Origin of the sequence: Sorangium sp. So ce145, assembly GCF_051525985.1 — a bacterium.
GTDB classification, from domain to species: Bacteria; Myxococcota_A; Polyangia; order Polyangiales; family Polyangiaceae; genus Sorangium; species Sorangium cellulosum_B.
Window position 1 is genome coordinate 9,192,635 of record NZ_CP150315.1, and the last position, 18,335, is coordinate 9,210,969.

7 protein-coding genes are annotated in these 18,335 nt (G+C 66.8%); 2 read left to right on the forward strand and 5 right to left on the reverse strand.

Features of this window, described 5'->3' with window-relative positions; genetic code table 11:
* Positions 1-181 precede the first annotated feature (181 nt).
* The 5 genes from WMF34_RS34095 to WMF34_RS34115 form a co-directional block, all read right to left on the reverse strand.
* Entirely contained in the window at positions 182-1,069 is an 888-nt protein-coding gene (locus WMF34_RS34095) for a putative glycoside hydrolase (protein WP_437990433.1), read from the reverse strand.
* Positions 1,070-1,284: 215 nt separating this feature from the next.
* Entirely contained in the window at positions 1,285-2,451 is a 1,167-nt protein-coding gene (locus WMF34_RS34100) for an ABC transporter permease (protein WP_012239323.1), read from the reverse strand.
* A gap of 50 nt (positions 2,452-2,501) precedes the next feature.
* Positions 2,502-3,668 carry an ABC transporter permease gene (locus WMF34_RS34105; protein ID WP_437990434.1) on the reverse strand — a complete coding sequence of 389 codons (1,167 nt, stop codon included), beginning with the start codon at positions 3,666-3,668 and terminating at the stop codon, positions 2,502-2,504.
* Positions 3,665-4,363: an ABC transporter ATP-binding protein gene (locus WMF34_RS34110; protein WP_012239325.1), complete on the reverse strand. Its 699-nt coding sequence runs from the start codon at positions 4,361-4,363 to the stop codon at positions 3,665-3,667. Before WMF34_RS34110 ends, WMF34_RS34105 begins: the two co-directional genes overlap by 4 nt.
* Complete coding sequence (locus WMF34_RS34115) at positions 4,360-5,589, reverse strand: efflux RND transporter periplasmic adaptor subunit (protein WP_437990435.1); 1,230 nt, start codon at positions 5,587-5,589, stop codon at positions 4,360-4,362. The genes WMF34_RS34110 and WMF34_RS34115 overlap by 4 nt, the downstream gene beginning before the upstream one ends.
* A gap of 400 nt (positions 5,590-5,989) precedes the next feature.
* Here WMF34_RS34115 and WMF34_RS34120 point away from each other — a divergent pair, with 400 nt between their 5' ends.
* Complete coding sequence (locus WMF34_RS34120) at positions 5,990-6,817, forward strand: hypothetical protein (protein ID WP_437990436.1); 828 nt, start codon at positions 5,990-5,992, stop codon at positions 6,815-6,817.
* Positions 6,818-7,630: 813 nt separating this feature from the next.
* Positions 7,631-18,304, forward strand: coding sequence for a neuraminidase-like domain-containing protein (locus WMF34_RS34125; protein WP_437990437.1), 10,674 nt, complete (start codon positions 7,631-7,633; stop codon positions 18,302-18,304).
* Positions 18,305-18,335: the final 31 nt, after the last annotated feature.

Consider the following 18,335-nt stretch of genomic DNA (forward strand, 5'->3'; position numbering starts at 1 on the left):
CGCTACTGTTTTCGGCGACCACTCGTCATCGGCCGGTGTTTCTGGCGGGATTTCTGACCCGCGGTACTAGCCCGTCCGGTCAGGCGGCGGCATGCGGGCAGCAGCGCGGCATGGCAAGCGCTCTCGCCGCGGCAAAGCCGCCGGATGGCCCCGCTGCGGGCGTGCGAGAGCGGCCGCGCTCTCACGCCGTGTCCTGCGGCGCGCCGACGAACGCGCTCTCGTCGTAGTGGCTCCGGGGGTTCCACGCCGCGTAGCCCGCGCAGCCGGCGTCGTCGATCGCTCGGATCTGCTCCCGGATGTGCCACGGCGTGTACTCGTACCGCTGCATGGGGCGCGAGCTGTCCAGATCGAACGCCTGGATCCAGCTGCGCAGCAGCCCGATGCGCCCGGGGAGCGATGCCACCCTGCGCCAGCCGGCCGAGAGGGAGGCATACAGGGTCTCGTAGGGGTGATGCGCAGGGTTCGCGAACCCGAAGCTGCCAGGGCCCCAGTGCGATGGGTACGGCATCGGCATCACGTAGTCGAAGAGCTCCACGGCGTCCTCCAGCCGCTGGCCTATCCCGTCCTGCGGCCCGAGCAGCGTGAACCCGAAGACATCCGCGGAGATCGGGCGAGACGCGGCATTGCCGACCTCCGCGCGGAGGAACTCGAAGAAAGCGCGGATCGTCGGCGTCCTCTCCTCGATCGGCGTCCGCGACCGCGGCTCGCGCGCGGCGCCATAACGCACATAATCGTAGTTCACCTCGTCGAAGCCGGCGTCGTACGCCCGGAGCGAGATCTCCGCGATCTCCCGCCATCGCGGCTGAGATCCTGGGTCGTACCAGCCCCGCGGGCCGCCCTTGAACGCGACGAGCCGGGCGATGAGGTAGACGCCGGCCTCGCGCAGGACGCCCAGCTGGGCTTTTGTCACCTCGTCCCGCTCGAAGAGGAGCGCGCCCTCCTCCGATCGGATATCGATCACCAGGGAGTTCAGCTCTGTCCGCTGGACCAGGGAGGAGAGCCGGTTCAGCCGGTCCACGCTCCTCCCTGCCGCGAAGTTCACGTAAACCGCCTTGGTGATCGTGGGCATGCTGTTCCCCCCGCCGAGGGGAGAGCACGTCCCCGGCCAAGGGAGCGCCGCGCGCGCCGGAACACCTTTCGCGGCCCTTTTCAGCGGGGAAATTGAACAGGGAGGCGGGGAGACAGGGAGTATTTGAAGATTTACCTCCCCGTCTCCCCGCCTCCCTGTGAGCTTTCCGAAGAATTTGCGGGGGATGCCTCAGGCACCGCCCCCCGCGCCCCGGGTCACCCCCGCATCGCCTGGATCGGGCTGATCCGCGCAGCGCGGAGCGCCGGGAAAAACCCGCCGAGCAGGCCCATCACCGCCGCGATCGCCACCGACGTCAGCAAGATCCCGGGCGTCGGCTCGAACGTGAACACGACCTCCGACCAGCTCGCGAAATTGACGGTCGAGAAGCGCACGAACCTCATCCCGAGCGCGGCGAGCACGCCGAGCGCCCCGCCCGCCAGCGCGAGGAGGACCGACTCGATGAGGAACGACACGAGGATGCTGAACCGCGAGAAGCCGAGCGCCCGCAGCGTGCCTATCTCGCGCTGCCGGTTGGCGATCGACGAGTGCATCGTGATCATCGCGCCGATCATCGCGCCGATCGAGAAGAACACCGCGATGAGCACGCCCATCACCTTGATGAACATGCTCGTCCCCTCGGACTGCTTCTCGTAATAGACGCTCTCGCGCATCACCTCGAGCCCGAGGTTCCGGTTCTGCTCGATCGACGCCTCGAACGCGTCGAACTTGCTGGCCGAGGCGAGCCGCGCCCGCACCGCGGAGACGCCCCCCTCGCGCCCGAACGCCGAGCGCGTCGTGTGCAGGTCGGCCCAGACCTCGGACTCCGACGAGGAGCCGCCGTCCTCGAACACCCCCACGACCTTCACCGGCCGGTTCTTTCGGAGCTCGAACGACTCGCCGATCGACAGGCCCTTGAAGCGACCGCTGATCGCCTTGCCCACGATCACCTCGTCCGTGCCCGGCTGCGCCGGCCGGCCCTCGATGATCTTCACGTGCGAGCGGAACGCGAGCACGTCCTCGGGCACCCCGCGCACCTGCACGTTGGAGATGCCGTCCGTGCCGAGCTTCTCGAGGAGGATGACCGCGATCACCTCCCCCACCCCGTCCGGCTTGCCGTCCTGCCGCTTCGCGACCTCGGCGCTCGCGAGGATCACGCCGATCTGCTGCTCCTCGATGCTGCTCACCATCTCGGCGTCGGAGCCCTTCCGCATCACGATCGCGACGTCGTCGCGCGCGGTGCGCCCCAGGGTGCGCTCCACGCTGTTCGCGAGCATCAGCACCGACGCGAACACGAACACCACGAGGCCGAGACCGGACGCCGTCGCGAGGGTCGTCGTCTTGCGCACCACCAGATTTCGAACGTTGTAGGCGACGGGGATCATGAGCGCTCTCTCCCGCTTTCAGGGTGTCGAAGACAGGCTGCGTGGGTCGCTCACGCCACGCGCCGGAGCGCGTCGGTGACCGAGAGTTTCGAGGCGTTGTACGCCGGGATGAGCGACGCGACGAGCGACAGCCCCATCGAGAGCAGCACCGCCATGACCATCGTCGAAGGCTCGATCCGGAAATAAGGGAACCAGGCGCCCATGTCCTCCTCCAGCCACCGGCCCAGCCCGAGCTCGACGATCGGATACGAGACCACGAGCCCGAGCACCCCGGCCAGGAGCCCGATGGTCGCCGCCTCCCCGATGATGAAGATCCTCACGTGCTTCGGCTCGAACCCGAGCGCGCGCAGCACGCCGTACTCCCGCGTCCGCTCCCGGACGCCCATGGCGATCGTGTTGCCGAGGATCATCATCATGATGAGAAGGATGATGATGGACACGACGTTGAGCGCCGTCAGCACGGCCGACATCATCGCCATGAACGACAGGTTCATCGCCCGCTCGCTCATCGTCGCCGTCTGGACGTCCCTCTCGTCGAAGATCTTGTCGATCGCCGCGCTGATGTCCGCGCTCCGCGAGGGGTCGTCGATCCGGGCGGTCATCCAGCCGATCTGGTCGCGCTGCCGCTCGGGGAGCGACTCGTTCAGGTAGTCGTAGTGGAAGATGAACTGCGACCTGTCGATCGACTTGCGCGTCGCCGTGTAGATCCCCGAGACGTTGAACTGCCAGTTTCCCGGGTAGATCGTCCCCTCCAGCGTCACCGTGTCGCCCGGCTTCACCTTGAGCCGGGTCGCGAGGACGTCGCCCACGATGGCGCCCTTCCTGTCGCCCAGCCACCGCTCCATGTCCTCGGGCGAGACGACCATCTCGTCGTAGACCTTGAAGAAGGTCTTCGACTCGACGGCCATCGAGGCGAAGAAATTGTTGGCGTCGCGCGGGTCCTTGGCGCCGAACCAGCTCATGAAGGACCCCTCCGTCACGCCGGGGACCTCGCGGACCGTGTCCATGTAGCGCTTCGGCAAGGGGAGGATGAACGATATCTTGTGCCGCGTCGCGATCCGGTCCTTCGCCGCGTGGTCGGCGGCGACGTTCCACGCCGAGAGCACCGTCCGGAGGAGCACGAACGCGAGCACCGCCACCACCGCGCCGATCACGGTCAGCAGCGTCCTGAACTTGTTGCGAAGGACGTTCCTGGCGGCGACGGAGACGAGGTTCATGACAGGTTCCCCTTGTCGAGCCGGCGCGTCACCGTCGCGCGCTCGGCGGCCTGCGGATCGTGCGTGACCATCAGGATGGTCTTCTTGAACTCCTTGTTGAGCTTCTCCAGGAGCGCCAGGATCTCGTCGGCGCTCTTGCGATCGAGATCGCCGGTCGGCTCGTCCGCCACGATGATCGTCGGGTCGTTCACGATCGCCCGTGCGATCGCGACCCGCTGCTCCTGGCCGCCGGAGAGCTGCCGGGGATAGTGGCCCATCCGCTCCTCGAGCCCGACGACGCGCAGGGCCGTCTGCGCGCGCTTCCGCCGCTCGGACGAAGACAGGTTCGTGAGCAGGAGCGGCAGCTCGACGTTCTCGACCGCGGTGAGCACCGGCATCAGGTTGTAGGCCTGGAAGATGAAGCCCATCGTCCTGGAGCGGAAGCGCGCCAGCTCGCCGTCGCTCATCCGCGTGAGGTCCTGCCCCGCCACGCGCGCCGTGCCGCGCGTCGGGCGATCGAGCCCGGCAATCAGGTTCAGCAGCGTCGATTTGCCCGAGCCCGAGGGCCCCATCAGCGCCTCGTACGACCCCTCCGGGATGTCGAGCGTGATGTTGTCGAGCACCACGATCGGCTCCTTGTCGCGGAAATAGCTCTTGCCGACCCCCTGCAGCTCGACAATGGGCTTCGGCTTCCCGTCGCGATACCCCTCGGTCATTCGCTCCCCTTTTCCTTCTCTTTGATCTTCTGACCGTCCGCGAGCTCGGGGGACGGCCTCGCCACGAGGCGCGCCCCCGGGGCCGGGCCGTCGAGCAGCTCCAGCCCGCCGGGCGCGGGGCCGCCCACCTTGATGGGCACCATCTTCACCTGGCCCTCGTTGACCACGAACACCACCTTGGCGCCGCCCCGCTCGACCACCGCGGCCTCCGGGACGACCCGCTTCGGCGGCTCCTTCATCGCCTCCTCGGACAGCGCCTCGGAGAGGAAGCTGACCCGCGCGCTCATCTCCGGCAGCGCCTCCTTCGGCTCTCCGACGAACTTCACCTTCACCGGGATGGTCGCCTTGGCGCGGTTCACCCGCTTGCCGATCTCGAGCGTCGTGCAGCGGTGTCGCTTCGAGGGATACGCGTCGAGGACCACCTCGCACGGCTTGCCGGGCTCGACGAGGTAGAGGCGCGTCTCCGGGACATCGGTCTCGACGACGAGCGACGTGAAGTCGGCGATCTCGACGAGGTGCGGCAGCTCGAGGCCGACGACCTCGCCCACCTCCGGCGGCTTCGACATGATCGTGCCGCCGATCGGCGCGACGATCTTCCGGTCGGCCAGCGTGACCCGGAGGCTCTCGACGTCGGCCGCAGCGGCCTTCACCTCGGCGTCAGCCGCCGCCGCCGACTGGGTGAGCGAGTGCATGCGCGCGGTGAGGTCATCCATCGAGGCGCGGCCGGTCACCTGGCGCTCGACCAGCAGCCGCTCCCGCGCGAGCTGCTGCTCCACCTCGCCGATGCCCGCCCGGGAGGCCGTGGCGCGCGCCCGCGCCGCCGCGACCTTGGCCTGGGCCGCGGCCACGAGGCTCTTCTGGTCGGCGTCGTCGAGCTCCACGAGCAGGTCGCCCTGCTTCACCACGTCGCCTTCCTTGACGTGCACCCGCGCGATGCGGCCGGGGAACTTGGCCCCGACCTTGGACACCACCTGCGGGACCACGTACCCGGTCGACGTCACGGAGATCGACGCCTGCGCCGGCGAGACCAGCGCGACCTCCGTGGTGGTCACCTCGGTCTTGAAGAGCGCGCTCTGCGCCTTCGGCACGGCGAACGCGGCGGCGCCGGCGACCGCCGCGAGCACGACCGCGGCGACGAGGACGGTGCGGAGCGGGCTCCGCCGATCGGGATCGACGTCCCGCTGGATCCGCAGCGAGGCGAGATCCGAGCTGAGCTGGTCGGACACGGCGTCTCCTTAACACGCTTCCGGCGTCGCGTTGAAGTTCTATCGCCCATTTCTGACGCGCGGCGCCACCCGCGCCCGACACGCAGGATGCGGCCTCACGCCCGGCCCTGGAGCGGCGCTTGCTTCGTATCGAAATCGCCTCCCGCCGTGACAATCCGCCCGTCCAGACCGCAATGCGCAGCGCGGCTGTGCCCGCTGCGCCTCCCCTGTGGATGTGCGCTTCCTGGCGCGCAGCGGTGCTCGGATTGGTGCCTGCGGCGCTGTGCGGCGCTGTCTGTGTCGACGCGGGGCGCGGGGCCGCGGTGCGGCTAGGGTGCGAGATGCGCGCCTTGCGCTCCAGGGGCTCCGGAGACCAACACCCCGTCTCGACGCCCCGACGCCGCACGTCTACGCTGTCACGATGGGTTTTGTCGCGAGCCTTTTCATCGTCTACGGGGTCGCCGGGGTGGTGCTGGGTGTCGCGGTCGCCATCGCGATCGGGCGCTGCCTCCACCACCGGCGGCGCTCGCAGATCGCCGCGTATGCGCGGAGCCCTTCGGCGTCACCCGGCGCGATACGCGAGGGGTTTGCGCTCCTGCGCGGCGAGGTGAGCGCGGAGGACGCCGCGCCGGCAGACGCGGTGATCGCGGTCGAGATCCCGTGCGGCGGCCAGGCGGGCGCCGCGCCGAGCGCGTGGCAAACCCGGGCGCGCGCGTTCTCGCTCCGGCTGGCCTCGGGCGCCACCGTGCGGGTCGAGCCGGCGAGCAGCAGGCTGACCCTGGATACCACCTTCGTCCCGACGAGGCGTGGCGGCGCGCCCGCCTACGTGTCCGAGGTCCGCCCCGGCGACACGATCTACATCGCGGGCTCGGTGCGCCGCGAGATCGACGCGAGCGCCGCCGGCACGGGCTACCGCGACGCCGCGCGGGCCTGGGTGCTCCGGGCGCCCGCGCACGGCAGCCTCTGCGTCGCTTCCGAGACGGTCATCGCCCACCACGCCCAGCGCGCGCGGTTCCACCGATCCTGGGCGCTCGCGCTCGGCGGGGCGCTCGCGGCGCTTCACCTCGGCCTGTTCCGCGCGTTCCACGCGAGCATGCTCGGCGCCGTCGATTCGGCCGGGAGCATCGACATCGGCCCGGCCGCGCTCGCGCTCTTCTTCGTCGGCGCCGCGGCGCTCACGTACCGCACCCTGGCCGAGCAGACCTCTCCCTGGATCGAGCTCCGCGTGGATCGCTCGAGGGCGACCTAGCGCTCGAGGCGGCGAACCGGCGCGGTCCGTGGTTTCGAGCTCGCGGCGCCGAACCGCGGCGAACCGCCGCTCCGGCGCGATGGTCCACGACGACACCGGCGACGACGCGCAGCTCCGGATGAGCCGCGCCGGCGCCGACCGCGACGTCTTCACCGCAAAAGCTCTCACGCTGCTCCACAGGGCCGTAGGACCGAGCCTGCGCGAGGTTCGACCGCGCCGCCGCCGCCGCGCTGCCCCCGGCGGCGCGACTCGAGCACTCCCGCGATGGTCGTCAACAAGCCTGCTCGGGGGAGCAAAAGCCAGCCTGAGTGTCAGCACGCCGTGACGCGCTGCTCCCACTGAACGCGCCTGACTATCGAATTCTTCTCCGACGTCGGCTCCACGGGATCACCCGTCCATCTCCACTCGGGATCACCGTCCCAATGCCCCGGCCACGTGGTCTCGACCGGGTCCTAAGTCCATGGTCCGAGGTTGACCACCAGTCTGCACGCTGACATATTCGTCCATCGCGGAACGCCGCTCGCTCGCCAGCACTCGAGGGCAGACAGCCCGCGCAGCCGGCGAAGCCACGGCCGCCGCAATCGCACATCATCGAGCAAGCAACTGACGTCGAAAGCGCATTCCATCAGAATGCGACAGAAGCCGTAACGCGCCTGTCGCACACGGTTTGCGACGAGAACACGCCGCCACGCTGACGATCTGCCACGTTCCCCGAAAGGGAGCGCCGCCCCGGCACGGCCATGAGGCAAGCCAGGGTATGGCGCGCCATTGCCGCCATTGAGGTGCGCGCGAGCGTACCTGAGAGGAAAGAACATGTCAGTCCCGAACCCGTATCTCATCCACATCGACCTGTTCTGGCCCAACATGAGCCGTCCGACTCAGAACGAGATCGCGCGCGTGAGGGCATTCGACGTCAACAACTCTGTCGAGACGGAGGTAGGGCAGAGCGGATACGACGCGGAGACCGGCGGCTGGCAGCCGGTGATCGTGGAGAAAATCGAGGCGTTCTACCCGGGTCGAGAGCAGCCGAACCTGCGCTTCAGGGTCTACAACGCGAGCGGGCAGGAGGTGGGCTGGACGGACACCTTCAATGCGATCCAGAGCGGGTCGAAGGTGCGCATCATCATCGGCCAGAGCGCCGAGATCGTGGGAAGCGCGACCTGGAGCGCGTCTTCGCGCCAGCTTCGTGTGATCGGGACCGTGCGGAACAAGCTCGGGCTCGCCGTATCGGGCATCTTCATCCAGGCGTATCACGTCGCCTGGACGAGCACCGGCATCAAGGAGATCGCGCTCGGCACGGCGACGAGCGGCGCAGGGGGGGATTACGAGATCCCCTACGACCTGCCCCCGGTAGAGGCCACGCCGACCCTCAATGGCACGCCCGCGGGGCAGATCAACCTGATCGTGTACGCGAACGAGGTGCTGGATCCCGAGGAGCCGACGCTGAAGAGGCTGTCGTCCTCCGAGGTGATCTTCAATGCCACCCGCGAGCAGCGGCTCGATGTGGAGATCGATCGCGTGGCCGCCAGCGCAGACTCCGAGTACGAGCGCCTGAACAACGGCCTGAAGACCAGCCTGGGGATCGACGAGTTCGCCCGGATGTCGACCCTCCGCAGCCTCGATGAACGGCCAGATTTCCTGTCCCTCGTCGCGAGATCGAGCGGCTTCGACGAAGAGCAGATCCGTGCGTTCGCTCGGGCCTCGCTCATCGCGGCGGAGATCAACACACAGGTTCCTCCCTCGGCGCTGAGCCCGTCCATGTCCCCGGAGGTCATCTACCCGCTCGTGCGCGCTGGGCTCGGAGACAACCTGCACGCGCTGCTCGACGTGAACCCCGATCAGTTCTTCCAGACCCTCGTCGCCGCCGTCCACCGCGGGATGGTCTCCGCGACCCTCGAGGAGAAGATCTACCCGACCCTGGTCGGGGATTGGCGAACGGTGCTCGCGAAATCGATGAATTTCGTCCCGCTGACCCCGGGCAGCAAGCCGCCGTGGCAGCAGCAGCTGCTCGAGCTCGTGCTCGGCAAAGAAGAACGATATCCCAAGATCCTGTCCGTCACCCCACAGTCATTCGGCACCAATACCACAGATCACCTGGTCGTCATGCCCCCGACGACGGCCGGCGACCTGCTCATCGTGCTGTTCGCCTGCTCCACCGAGCCGGACGCGACGCCGGCCGGCTTCACGCAACTGTGGAACAGCAACCACCTTCCGAGCGCGCCAATGCGCATCAGCGGCTACGCCGCGGTGGCCAGCGGAGGCCCTGGCGGCAACACCGTCAATTTCCATACATCGAGCTCACTGCAGGCGGCGGCGCAGGTGTATCTGGTGGCCAAGAACAGCTGGAAGGGAACGATAGCCGAGGGCGTCGCAGCTGGAACAGCGGTCCATGACATCGCCAACCAGACGAATCCGCCGGTGTGCGACCCGCCGGGAGGTATCGCGGACACCCTGTGGATCGCGTGCGCGGCGATCACCGGCGGGCCGAATGTGTCATCGTGGCCCAACAACTATGAGGACCACCAAACCACGAAGTCGTCCTCGGGCGCCGAAAACTGCCTGCTGCTGTCCGCCTCGCACGCGACCCCAGGCAACAGCGAAAACCCGTCGAGCTTCGTCCTCGATACCCCCATTCCTCACGAGTGCATGGCGCAGACCATCGGAATTCTACGCATGCCCGCAGAGCAGAACCCGTACCGGGCCAAGAAGGAGGCGCTCATCGGCGCGCACTTCGACAACCTCGGGGAGCTCGCCGAGCTCCTCTCGGCGCTGGTCGATGATGAAGCGCTCACCGAGCAGGAAGCGGAGGACATCACCTTCGTGTTCGAGATGTACGAGAAGGTCGGCCGCCATTACCCGATCGTCGCCTCCGTCTACCCCCACAAGTCGACCCAGGGCTGGAAGACGATCGAGGATCTCGCCACGGTGCCGCTGGAAGGTCAGGTGTCGAACTACTGGATATACTATGCCATGCACGCGGAGCCCAACGGAGGATATCCGGGCGACCTCCCGGGACCTGGGCACTCCAAGGCAGTCATTTATGGCAGGCGCCTCTACGAGCTGTTCGGCAAGGTGAGCCCGCAGCGTCGCTTCACCGCGCGCATGCAGGAGGCCCCCGCTTTCGCGGCAGTGAGCCAGTTCTTGACGGACCACCCCAAGTTCAGCCTCGAGAAAGGCAACGTCGACGACTACCTCGCCGGCAACGAGCTCACCCTGGATGAAGAGATCGTCGATTCGATCAAGCAGATCCAGCGCGTATTTCGCTTGACCTCTGATTTCGAGGCTGCCGCTCACCTCATCGACCAGAAGCTCGACTCTGCGGTTCGAATCGCGCGCATCCCGGAAGACCGATTCCTGGCCGACCACGAAGAGCATGTGGGCGGACTCACGGCGGCGCGCGACATCCACCGCACGGCGTCTCATTACGCGAACGAGATCCTGTTCACGCTGGTCAAGTTCCACCAGAACCTGAACGAGGTAGGCGGGATGACCGCCGTGCCCGGGCCAGTCAATTTCTCCGTCCTCGATCCAGAACACGGCCACACCGCCGGTCTCGTGCAGACCACACCGGCGAGCACGGGGAGCCCGCAGAGGCTCCCGAACTGGATCACCCTGTTCGGCGACCTCAGCAAATGTGCCTGCAAGCATTGCCAGACGGTGATGAGCCCCGGCGCGTACCTGATCGACCTCCTGGAGTGGGTCGACGGTGCGCCCAAGAGAACGCTGTTCGAGCGCCGGCCCGATCTCGAGGACATCGAGCTCACGTGCGCCAACACGAACACGGTCCTGCCTTATATCGACCTCGTCAACGAGGTGCTCGAAGCAGTCGTCGAGCCGCTCGATTTCACCATCGACCTCACGCCCACGGCGCTGGACCCGGCAAAGGATGGTGATGCGGAGGCGCTCGGCTCGCTCCGCAGCGCCCTCGACGCGGAGGGGTACGTGCTCAGCGAGCGCGCGGTCGTCACTCGGAGCGCCGCCTATACCAACGCGAGCAACGAGTGGATCGTCGAGGAAGACGCCGTCCGCTTCAGGATCCGGGGCAACGCCGCGCCGCTCACGGTGTATCCGGCTCTCCAGACCAGCGGGACGAACGACTCGCTCGAGGTGTTCCCGGAGCACTTCAACAGCAAGGCTTACGACACGCTCGCGCAGGCCGTCTTCCCATTTCATCTTCCGCTGGCGCTCGGCAGGGAAGAGGTCGACGTCTTCCTCAAGCACAAGAACATTCGAAAGCATGAGATCCTCGAGGCGTTCTCGACGAGCGACGTCGACGTGAAGCTCGGGGATCCGGACATCGCGCTCGCCTACCTGAACCTGATTCCCTCCGAGGCTCAGGCGATCCTCGGCGCGGAGCGCCCCGTCTGGGACTACTGGGGCTTCACGCTCACGACCGGCGAGGAGGCGGTGACCATCCGGCGGCCCGACAAACCCACCGTTCAGATCACCGCCGCGACCACGCCGCCCGACGCGAGGCCGGCCTGGGTCAAGCTCGTGACCCTGGTGCCCGTGTTCCTGCACCGCACGGGGCTGAGCTACCAAGAGCTGCTCGAGCTCTTGGATACCCGCTTCGTCCACGTCCAGGCCGCCGATCCGCACGGGCTCCACGTCGTCTCGAGCGCGGACGAACTCGTCGAGTGCAACTACAACGAGTTCCAGATCGCGCACCTCAATTCGAACACGCTGCGGCGCATCAGCTTCTTCGTCCGGCTCTGGCGCAAGCTCGGCTGGAGCATGCGCGAGCTCGACGCCTATCTGATGGGCCTCGAGGGCGGCAACATTCCCAGCAACCTCGTCAGGCTCGCCCAGGTGAAGCGCCTGGTCGACGAGCTGAGGGTCCCGCCGCTCGACGTCGTCGCCTGGTGGGCGGCCCTCGACACGCGTCGCACCGGGCGAGTCAAGAAGAGCCTGTTCGACGAGGTGTTCCTGGTGGGCGCCCCGAGCCAGGCCGAGTACCAAGGGCTCGAGCGGGTGCGGCTCGGCGCGACGATCAACCTCTCGACGGTGACGGACGACGAGGACTATCCGGCGCACATCCGCGCCGCCCTTCGCCTGAAGTCGGCCGATATCGAGCGGCTCTGGGAGGCCGTCATCGAATCACAGCCGGGCACGAACCTCGGGCTGGCCGAGCTCACGAAGATGTACCGGGTAGCGACGTTCTCGAGAGCCATGGGGCTCTCGGTCGCCGAGTTCTACGACCTCACGGCGCTCGTCGGGAGCCCATTCACGACGGGGGGGGCCGATCTCCAGGCGGCCATCCTGAACACCTACGCCGCGATCCGAGAGCTGAAGCGAGCTCGGGCGACGCGCATGTCTGCCGCTGAGATCGCTTACTATCTGCGCCATGAAAGCGAGCCAGGCGACGCGTTCATCCCTGCGGCGGACGCCACGGATCGCGCCGTCCTGCGGCTCTCGGCGGCAGCGGCGGAGATCGAAGCGGCCTATCCGGACCAGTTCCCTGACGTGGCCACGCTGAGCACCGCCCTCACCAAGGTCATGCCGGCCGACAAGGTCGTGCGGATAATCCAGATCATCGAGGGGCCGCCCCCGCCGCCCAGCCTGGACGATTTCGACCCTGCCGATCCCGATCGGCAGGCGAAGTACAACGCCGCGCTCGTGGCGTACGAAGAGCTGATATTCCAGAACCGTGACGTCCTGTGGAACTACCTCTGGCGATTCGTCCCGCACGCGCTCAGCAACACAGTCCTTGAGCCATTGACCACCTACAACGAAAGTCTGTCGCGCCCGGCGCGCTACAAGATCGTATGGGACCTGATCCGCACTCACCTCGTCGAGCAGGCGCGGACGGCCTCGGCCATCACCGTGGCCGCCGAGCTCATGAACCTCGCGCAGGACACGACCCAGATCCTGCTCACGAAGGAGCTGAAGAGCTCGACCTCGGATCACCCCGCCCTCGACGAGTGGAAGAGCTTCCTGAAAGGGGGATGGAACACCGAGGTGCCGGGTGAGAGCAGGGCTTTCGTCGTCATCCCGCGGGACGGTATCTACCGCTTCGTCGTCTCCGTCGGCATACCGGACGGAATCGGCCTCGAGCTGACGTTATGGGCGAACGGCCAGTGGGTCCCCTTCAGCGGGTGGGGGCTCGGCCAGGGGAGCACACAGCTCATCTACGCCATGCAGACGTTCAAAGCAGGCATGGTCCTCGACATGAAGATCGACTATGCCGGCCCGGAGCCCGTCTCGCTGCACTGGCGAGTCGACAACGCGGACATCGCGCCCGTGCCGCCGAGCGCCATCATCCCATTCCGGCCGGAGGCTCATCTCAAGCTGTTCAAGGCCGCCGGGCTCGTGAGAGGTCTCGAGCTGAGGAATCCGGAGCTGAAATACCTCATCGAAGCAGCCAGCTTGATCGGGCTGTCGCTCGACGCGCTCCCCGTGCGTACGGCCGACGCGGACGTCCCGTGGTCGGCGCTCGCGGGCTTCATCGATCTGCTCGGCCTCCAGCGTTCGGTGGAGCTCAAGACGACGACCCTGTTCGAGTTCTGGAGCGAAGGCGGCGGCTCGGCCGACGCGAACATCGATGACGTGGCGGCCCTCACCGGATGGCAAGCAGACGACATTTCGGCCGTCTTCGACCTGCTCTATCCGGCTCCGCCCCCGCATCCGCCCTGGAATGGCCCGAATCGCTCGCAGCTGCTCAAGCTCTGGCATGTGCTCGAGGCGACGATGCGGATCGTGCGACGGCTCGAGCTCAAGGCGAGCCAGGTCATCGACCTCTTGCTCAGCCCGGCGCCGACGATCGGCGCAGCCGTTCGGCTCAGGAACGTCCTTCGATCGCAGTTCACCAGGGACGCCTGGAAGGAGGTCTTCAAGCCGCTGCGCGACCCGCTCCGGCGGCGCCAGCGCGACGCCCTCGCGGGATATCTCACGAGCCGCACCATCGAGATCGGCGGCAATGAGCACCACTTCTTCGACGAGAACGACCTCTTCGCTCACTTCCTGATCGACGTCGAAATGGAGCCCGACACGCTCATCTCGCGCATCCGGCTCGCCTTGAACGTCGTGCAGCTCTTCGTCCATCGCGTCTTCCTCGGGCTCGAGGACGACGCATCGCTGATCCAGCTCGAGCGGGCCAAGGACGAGTGGTCGTGGATGCAGAACTATCGGGTCTGGGAGGCCAACCGAAAGGTCTTCCTCTACCCGGAGAACTGGATCGAGCCCGAGCTGCGCGACGACAAGACCGAGTTCTTCACGGAGCTCGAGAACGAGCTCCTCGAGGGCGACATCACGCACGAGCGGGGCGTCACCGCCCTCCGCAACTACCTGGAGAAGATGAGCGAGGTGTCGAACCTCGAGGTGGTGGGCACCTACGCCGAGGACGTCTTCTCTTCCGGTGTCAATCACGTCCTGCACGTCGTTGGACGCACGCGCTCTCAGCCGCGGAGCTTCTACTACCGGACGTTCCAGGCCAAGCAGTTCCACGACGGGATCTGGACGCCGTGGAAGAAGATCAACCTCGAAATCAACGCCGACGTCGTCGCGCCGGTCGTCTTCAATGGCCGCCTGCATCTGTTCTGGCCCCTGGTGCAGAGCAAGCAGAAGCCACAGCCCCTGCCGGCGAACCAGAGCTTTGTGGACGGCAACAACGCGGGAAAGATGCGGGCGGAGTTCCAGGCGGAGATACGCCTCATGTGGAGCGAGTACGTGGCCTCCGACAACAAGTGGCTCAAGCCCAAGCTGTCCAAGAGCCGCGTGACGGACAACCATGCCGAGACGATCTTCGATCGGGAGCTCGGGGAAGAGCAGCCCCGGACGACGGGCTATCACCTGCGCGCCGCGGTCGCGAGCAGCGAGTACGTCTCCGTGGATGTCGTCAAGACGAACGTGCCGGGGGGGGACGGCGTGCTCAGCCTGAAGGACCTCAGCTCGTTCGCCGCCTGGTTCAGGCGCGACAAAGACTTGCTCCGCCCGACGCGGCTCGGCACGTTCGCCGTCTGGGTTACGGGCGAGGATACGCTGGGGTCCAGCGACCTCGTGCTCGCCCTGGGGGAGGACTGGCCGGAAGGAACCCTGCTCAAGCAGAACGCCGCCGTTGAGGTGACGTACCCCGTCAACAACAAGGTCGCCGGCGATGAGCTTCGCTTCCTGGGCAATACGCCGTTCTTCCGGAGGACCCCGGGCGTGTTTCGCGTCTTCGGCACGAACTTCCCCTATCTTGGCGGCGCTCAGCGCAAGCCCTTCTTCTACGAGACGCCCTCCAATAGCCTGTTCGCCGTGAGCAAGGGGGTCGTGACGCGGTCGGGCTTGAGCCGGGAAAAAACGCACGTCGCCTCGTTCTCGACCTTCCACCATCCGCTGGTGATGGAGGTGCGAAAGCGCCTGCAGGCGTTCGGTCCGGAAGGCATCATGAACCGCCCGACGCAGGCCCTGCCCGTCGCTGACAACCGGTACTACTCGAACTACTACTACAACTACTACGGCCATCTCTACCTCGGCTACCACATCGCCGGCGACAGGCAGGCCTGGGGCACGACGCAGCGCATGATCGAGGCGGAGCTTCACCCGAGCCGGAGCGTCGCGCAGCCGTATCCGCTGCCCACGATCGAGTTCGGCTATGGAACGCCGTTCGGCATCTACAACTGGGAGCTCTTCTTCCATCTGCCGATGCTGATCGCGGGACGCCTGAGCCAGGACTTGAAGTTCGAAGATGCGATGAAGTGGCACCACTATGTCTTCGACCCCAAGCAGGAGCTCACTCGATACGAAAATACCAAGCGGTGGGTCGAGGGCCTGCCGGTCGGCTGCCGCTACTGGAACTTCCTGCCGTTCTTCGCCAACAAGGACGCGACCGATAGCCTCTCGGCGACGCTGGGCCTCAACAAGGCGCTGTCGGCCTACGATCGCCAGGAGCTCACCGCGTTGATCGACGACTGGCGGAGTAACCCCTTCAACCCGCACCTCATCGCGCGGCAGCGCCTGGTGGCGTACCAGAAGTTCGTGGTGATGAAGTATCTCGACAACCTCATCGCCTGGGCGGATCAGCTCTTCCGGCTGGACACCATCGAGTCGATCAATCAAGCGACGCAGCTCTACATCCTGGCGGCCGAGCTGCTCGGCGATCGCCCCGAGGAGGTCGAGCCGCTGACGGGCGAGCCCAAGTATACCTATCGTGATCTCAAGGCGCGGGGCGTCGACGGCTTCTCGAACGCCATCGTCGACGTCGAATACCGGCTCGTGAGCAACAGCGAGCACCTCAAGCAGACCAAGCTCGACCCGGAGGGCTCGGCAGCCGCCTCGATCAAGAGCCTGTCGCTCAAGACCTTCTACTTCTGCGTGCCGAGGAACGAGCGGCTCGATCGCTACTGGGACACGGTGCAGGACCGTCTGTTCAAGATCAGAAACAGCATGAACATCGACGGTGTCAAGCGGCAGCTCAAGCTGTTCGAGCCGCCGATCGACCCGGCCCTGCTCGTGCGCGCCGCCGCGGCGGGCCTCGACCTCGGGAGCGCGCTCGTGCAGCTCAACGCACCGATGCCCTGCTACCGCTTCGGCACGTGGATCCAGCGTGCGGTCGATCTTGCGAGCGAGCTCAAGGGCTTCGGGGCGGCGCTGCTCGCGGCGCTCGAGAAGAAGGACGCCGAGGAGCTGCAGCTTTTGCGCCAGGGGCATGAGATCAAGATGCTCGAGCTCGTGCGCCGGACGCGGCAGACGCAGATCGCCGAGGCCGAAGAGAACATCAGGGCGCTCGAGCTGTCGCGGGCGCTCGCGGAGGAGCGCCACACGGAATACCGCACGCGCTCTCGCATCAGCAAGACCGAGAAGACGCAGATCTCGACGACCGAGTGGAGCAACCTGCTCGAGGTGGGTCAGGGTACATTCCACACGCTCGGCGGGCTGTTCGCGACGGTCCCCGACGCCGACGCAGGCGTGGTGGGGCCATTTCCGCTCATCAACGTGAACACGAAGATTGGAACCGCCTTCGTCACCACGATGAACTCCATTGCCAGCGCGCTCGGCGCCGCGGCCAGCTGGACGCGAGGCCGCGCGAACCTCGCCGGCATCAACGCCGGCCACGAGCGGCGCTGGGAGGAGTGGAAGCTGCAAGAGCGGCTGGCGCGGAAGGAGATCGACCAGATCAACCAGCAGATCGTCGCCGCGCAGATCCGGCGCGACATCGCGCAGCGCGAGCTCGAGAACCATGAGGCGCAGATGGAGCACGCGGAGGAGGTGCGCGAGCTCCTGCAGGAGAAGTTCACGAACCGCGACCTCTACCAGTGGATGGTGCGCGAGCTCAGCCGCACTCACCAGCAGGTGTACAAGCTGGCCCATGACGTGGCGAAGCTCGCCGAGCGCACCTTCCAGTTCGAGCTCGGCGTCGAGGGGGCGAGCTTCATCCAGTTCGGATACTTCGACAGCTTGCGGCAAGGGCTGCTCGCCGGCGAGAAGCTCGTCCTCGATCTCAAGCGCATGGAGGTGGCGTACCTCGAGCGCAACAAGCGCGAATTCGAGATCCAGAAGCCGATCTCGCTCGCCGCGATCAACCCGGCAGCGCTTCAAGACCTGCGCGAGAGGGGCGCCTGCGAGTTCGAACTGCCGGAGGTGCTGTTCGATCTCGACCACCCTGGCCAGTACTTCCGGCGCATCCGGGCGGTGCGGCTCACGATCCCCTGCGTCACCGGGCCGCATACCAGCGTCAGCGCCAAGCTCACCTTGCTCGGCAGCGCCATCCGCAAGCAGAGCACGGCCAATCCGGCGGCGTACGCCTATACCGGCTACGACGACCCTCGGTTCGTCCATGACCTCGTCGGCATTCAATCGATAGCGACGAGCAGCGCGCAGAGCGACGCGGGGTTGTTCGAGCTCAGCTTCCGCGACGAGCGCTACCTGCCGTTCGAGGGCGCAGGCGTCGTCAGCCGCTGGAGGCTCGAGCTGCCGACCGCGTACCCGCAGTTCGACCACAACACCATCTCCGACGTCGTCATGCAGCTCAGCTACACGGCGCGCGACGGCGGCGGGACGCTCAAGGACGGCGCTGAAGCCGCCATCGTCGCCGGGCTCAACAGGATCTTGAAGGTCGTCTCCGAGCCGGAGACCGGGCTCGTGCGGGCCCTTAGCCTGCGCAAGGAGTTCCCCGACGTGTTCCACCGCCTGCTCGTCAACCCGGGCGAGCCGGTCGATGTGACGCTCCTGCCCGAGCACTTCCCGTTCGTGATCCGGCGCGCCCGCATGACGCTCGAGCTCGCCAACGTCGTCAATGACGAGGGCTACGTCGACGTTCACGTCATCACCAAGCCCGGCGCCACGCTGAGCGGCGCCACCCTCTCGCTGAACGGCGGCCAGCAGAAGCCGGTGACCCCGCAAGATGGCATCGCTGTGCAGTCCCTGCCGAAGGGCGGCGATGACTCCACGACGCTGCTCCAGAGCTGGGCCGCCGAGACCTGGGCGCTGCAGCAACAGGGCATGAGCGCGGAAACCGTCGAGGACATCGTCGTTATCGTGAAGTACACGGCGGCGGCCGCCGGTTGAAAGCTGAACCGTCAACGGTCTCTACGACGTC

What these genes read in the sequence shown, in the direction of transcription:
- WMF34_RS34095 (WP_437990433.1), bottom strand. Translation starts at nt 1,069, where the DNA reads ATGCCCACGATCACCAAGGCGGTTTACGTGAACTTCGCGGCAGGGAGG.
- WMF34_RS34100 (WP_012239323.1), bottom strand. Translation starts at nt 2,451, where the DNA reads ATGATCCCCGTCGCCTACAACGTTCGAAATCTGGTGGTGCGCAAGACG.
- WMF34_RS34105 (WP_437990434.1), bottom strand. Translation starts at nt 3,668, where the DNA reads ATGAACCTCGTCTCCGTCGCCGCCAGGAACGTCCTTCGCAACAAGTTC.
- WMF34_RS34110 (WP_012239325.1), bottom strand. Translation starts at nt 4,363, where the DNA reads ATGACCGAGGGGTATCGCGACGGGAAGCCGAAGCCCATTGTCGAGCTG.
- WMF34_RS34120 (WP_437990436.1), top strand. Translation starts at nt 5,990, where the DNA reads ATGGGTTTTGTCGCGAGCCTTTTCATCGTCTACGGGGTCGCCGGGGTG.
- WMF34_RS34125 (WP_437990437.1), top strand. Translation starts at nt 7,631, where the DNA reads ATGTCAGTCCCGAACCCGTATCTCATCCACATCGACCTGTTCTGGCCC.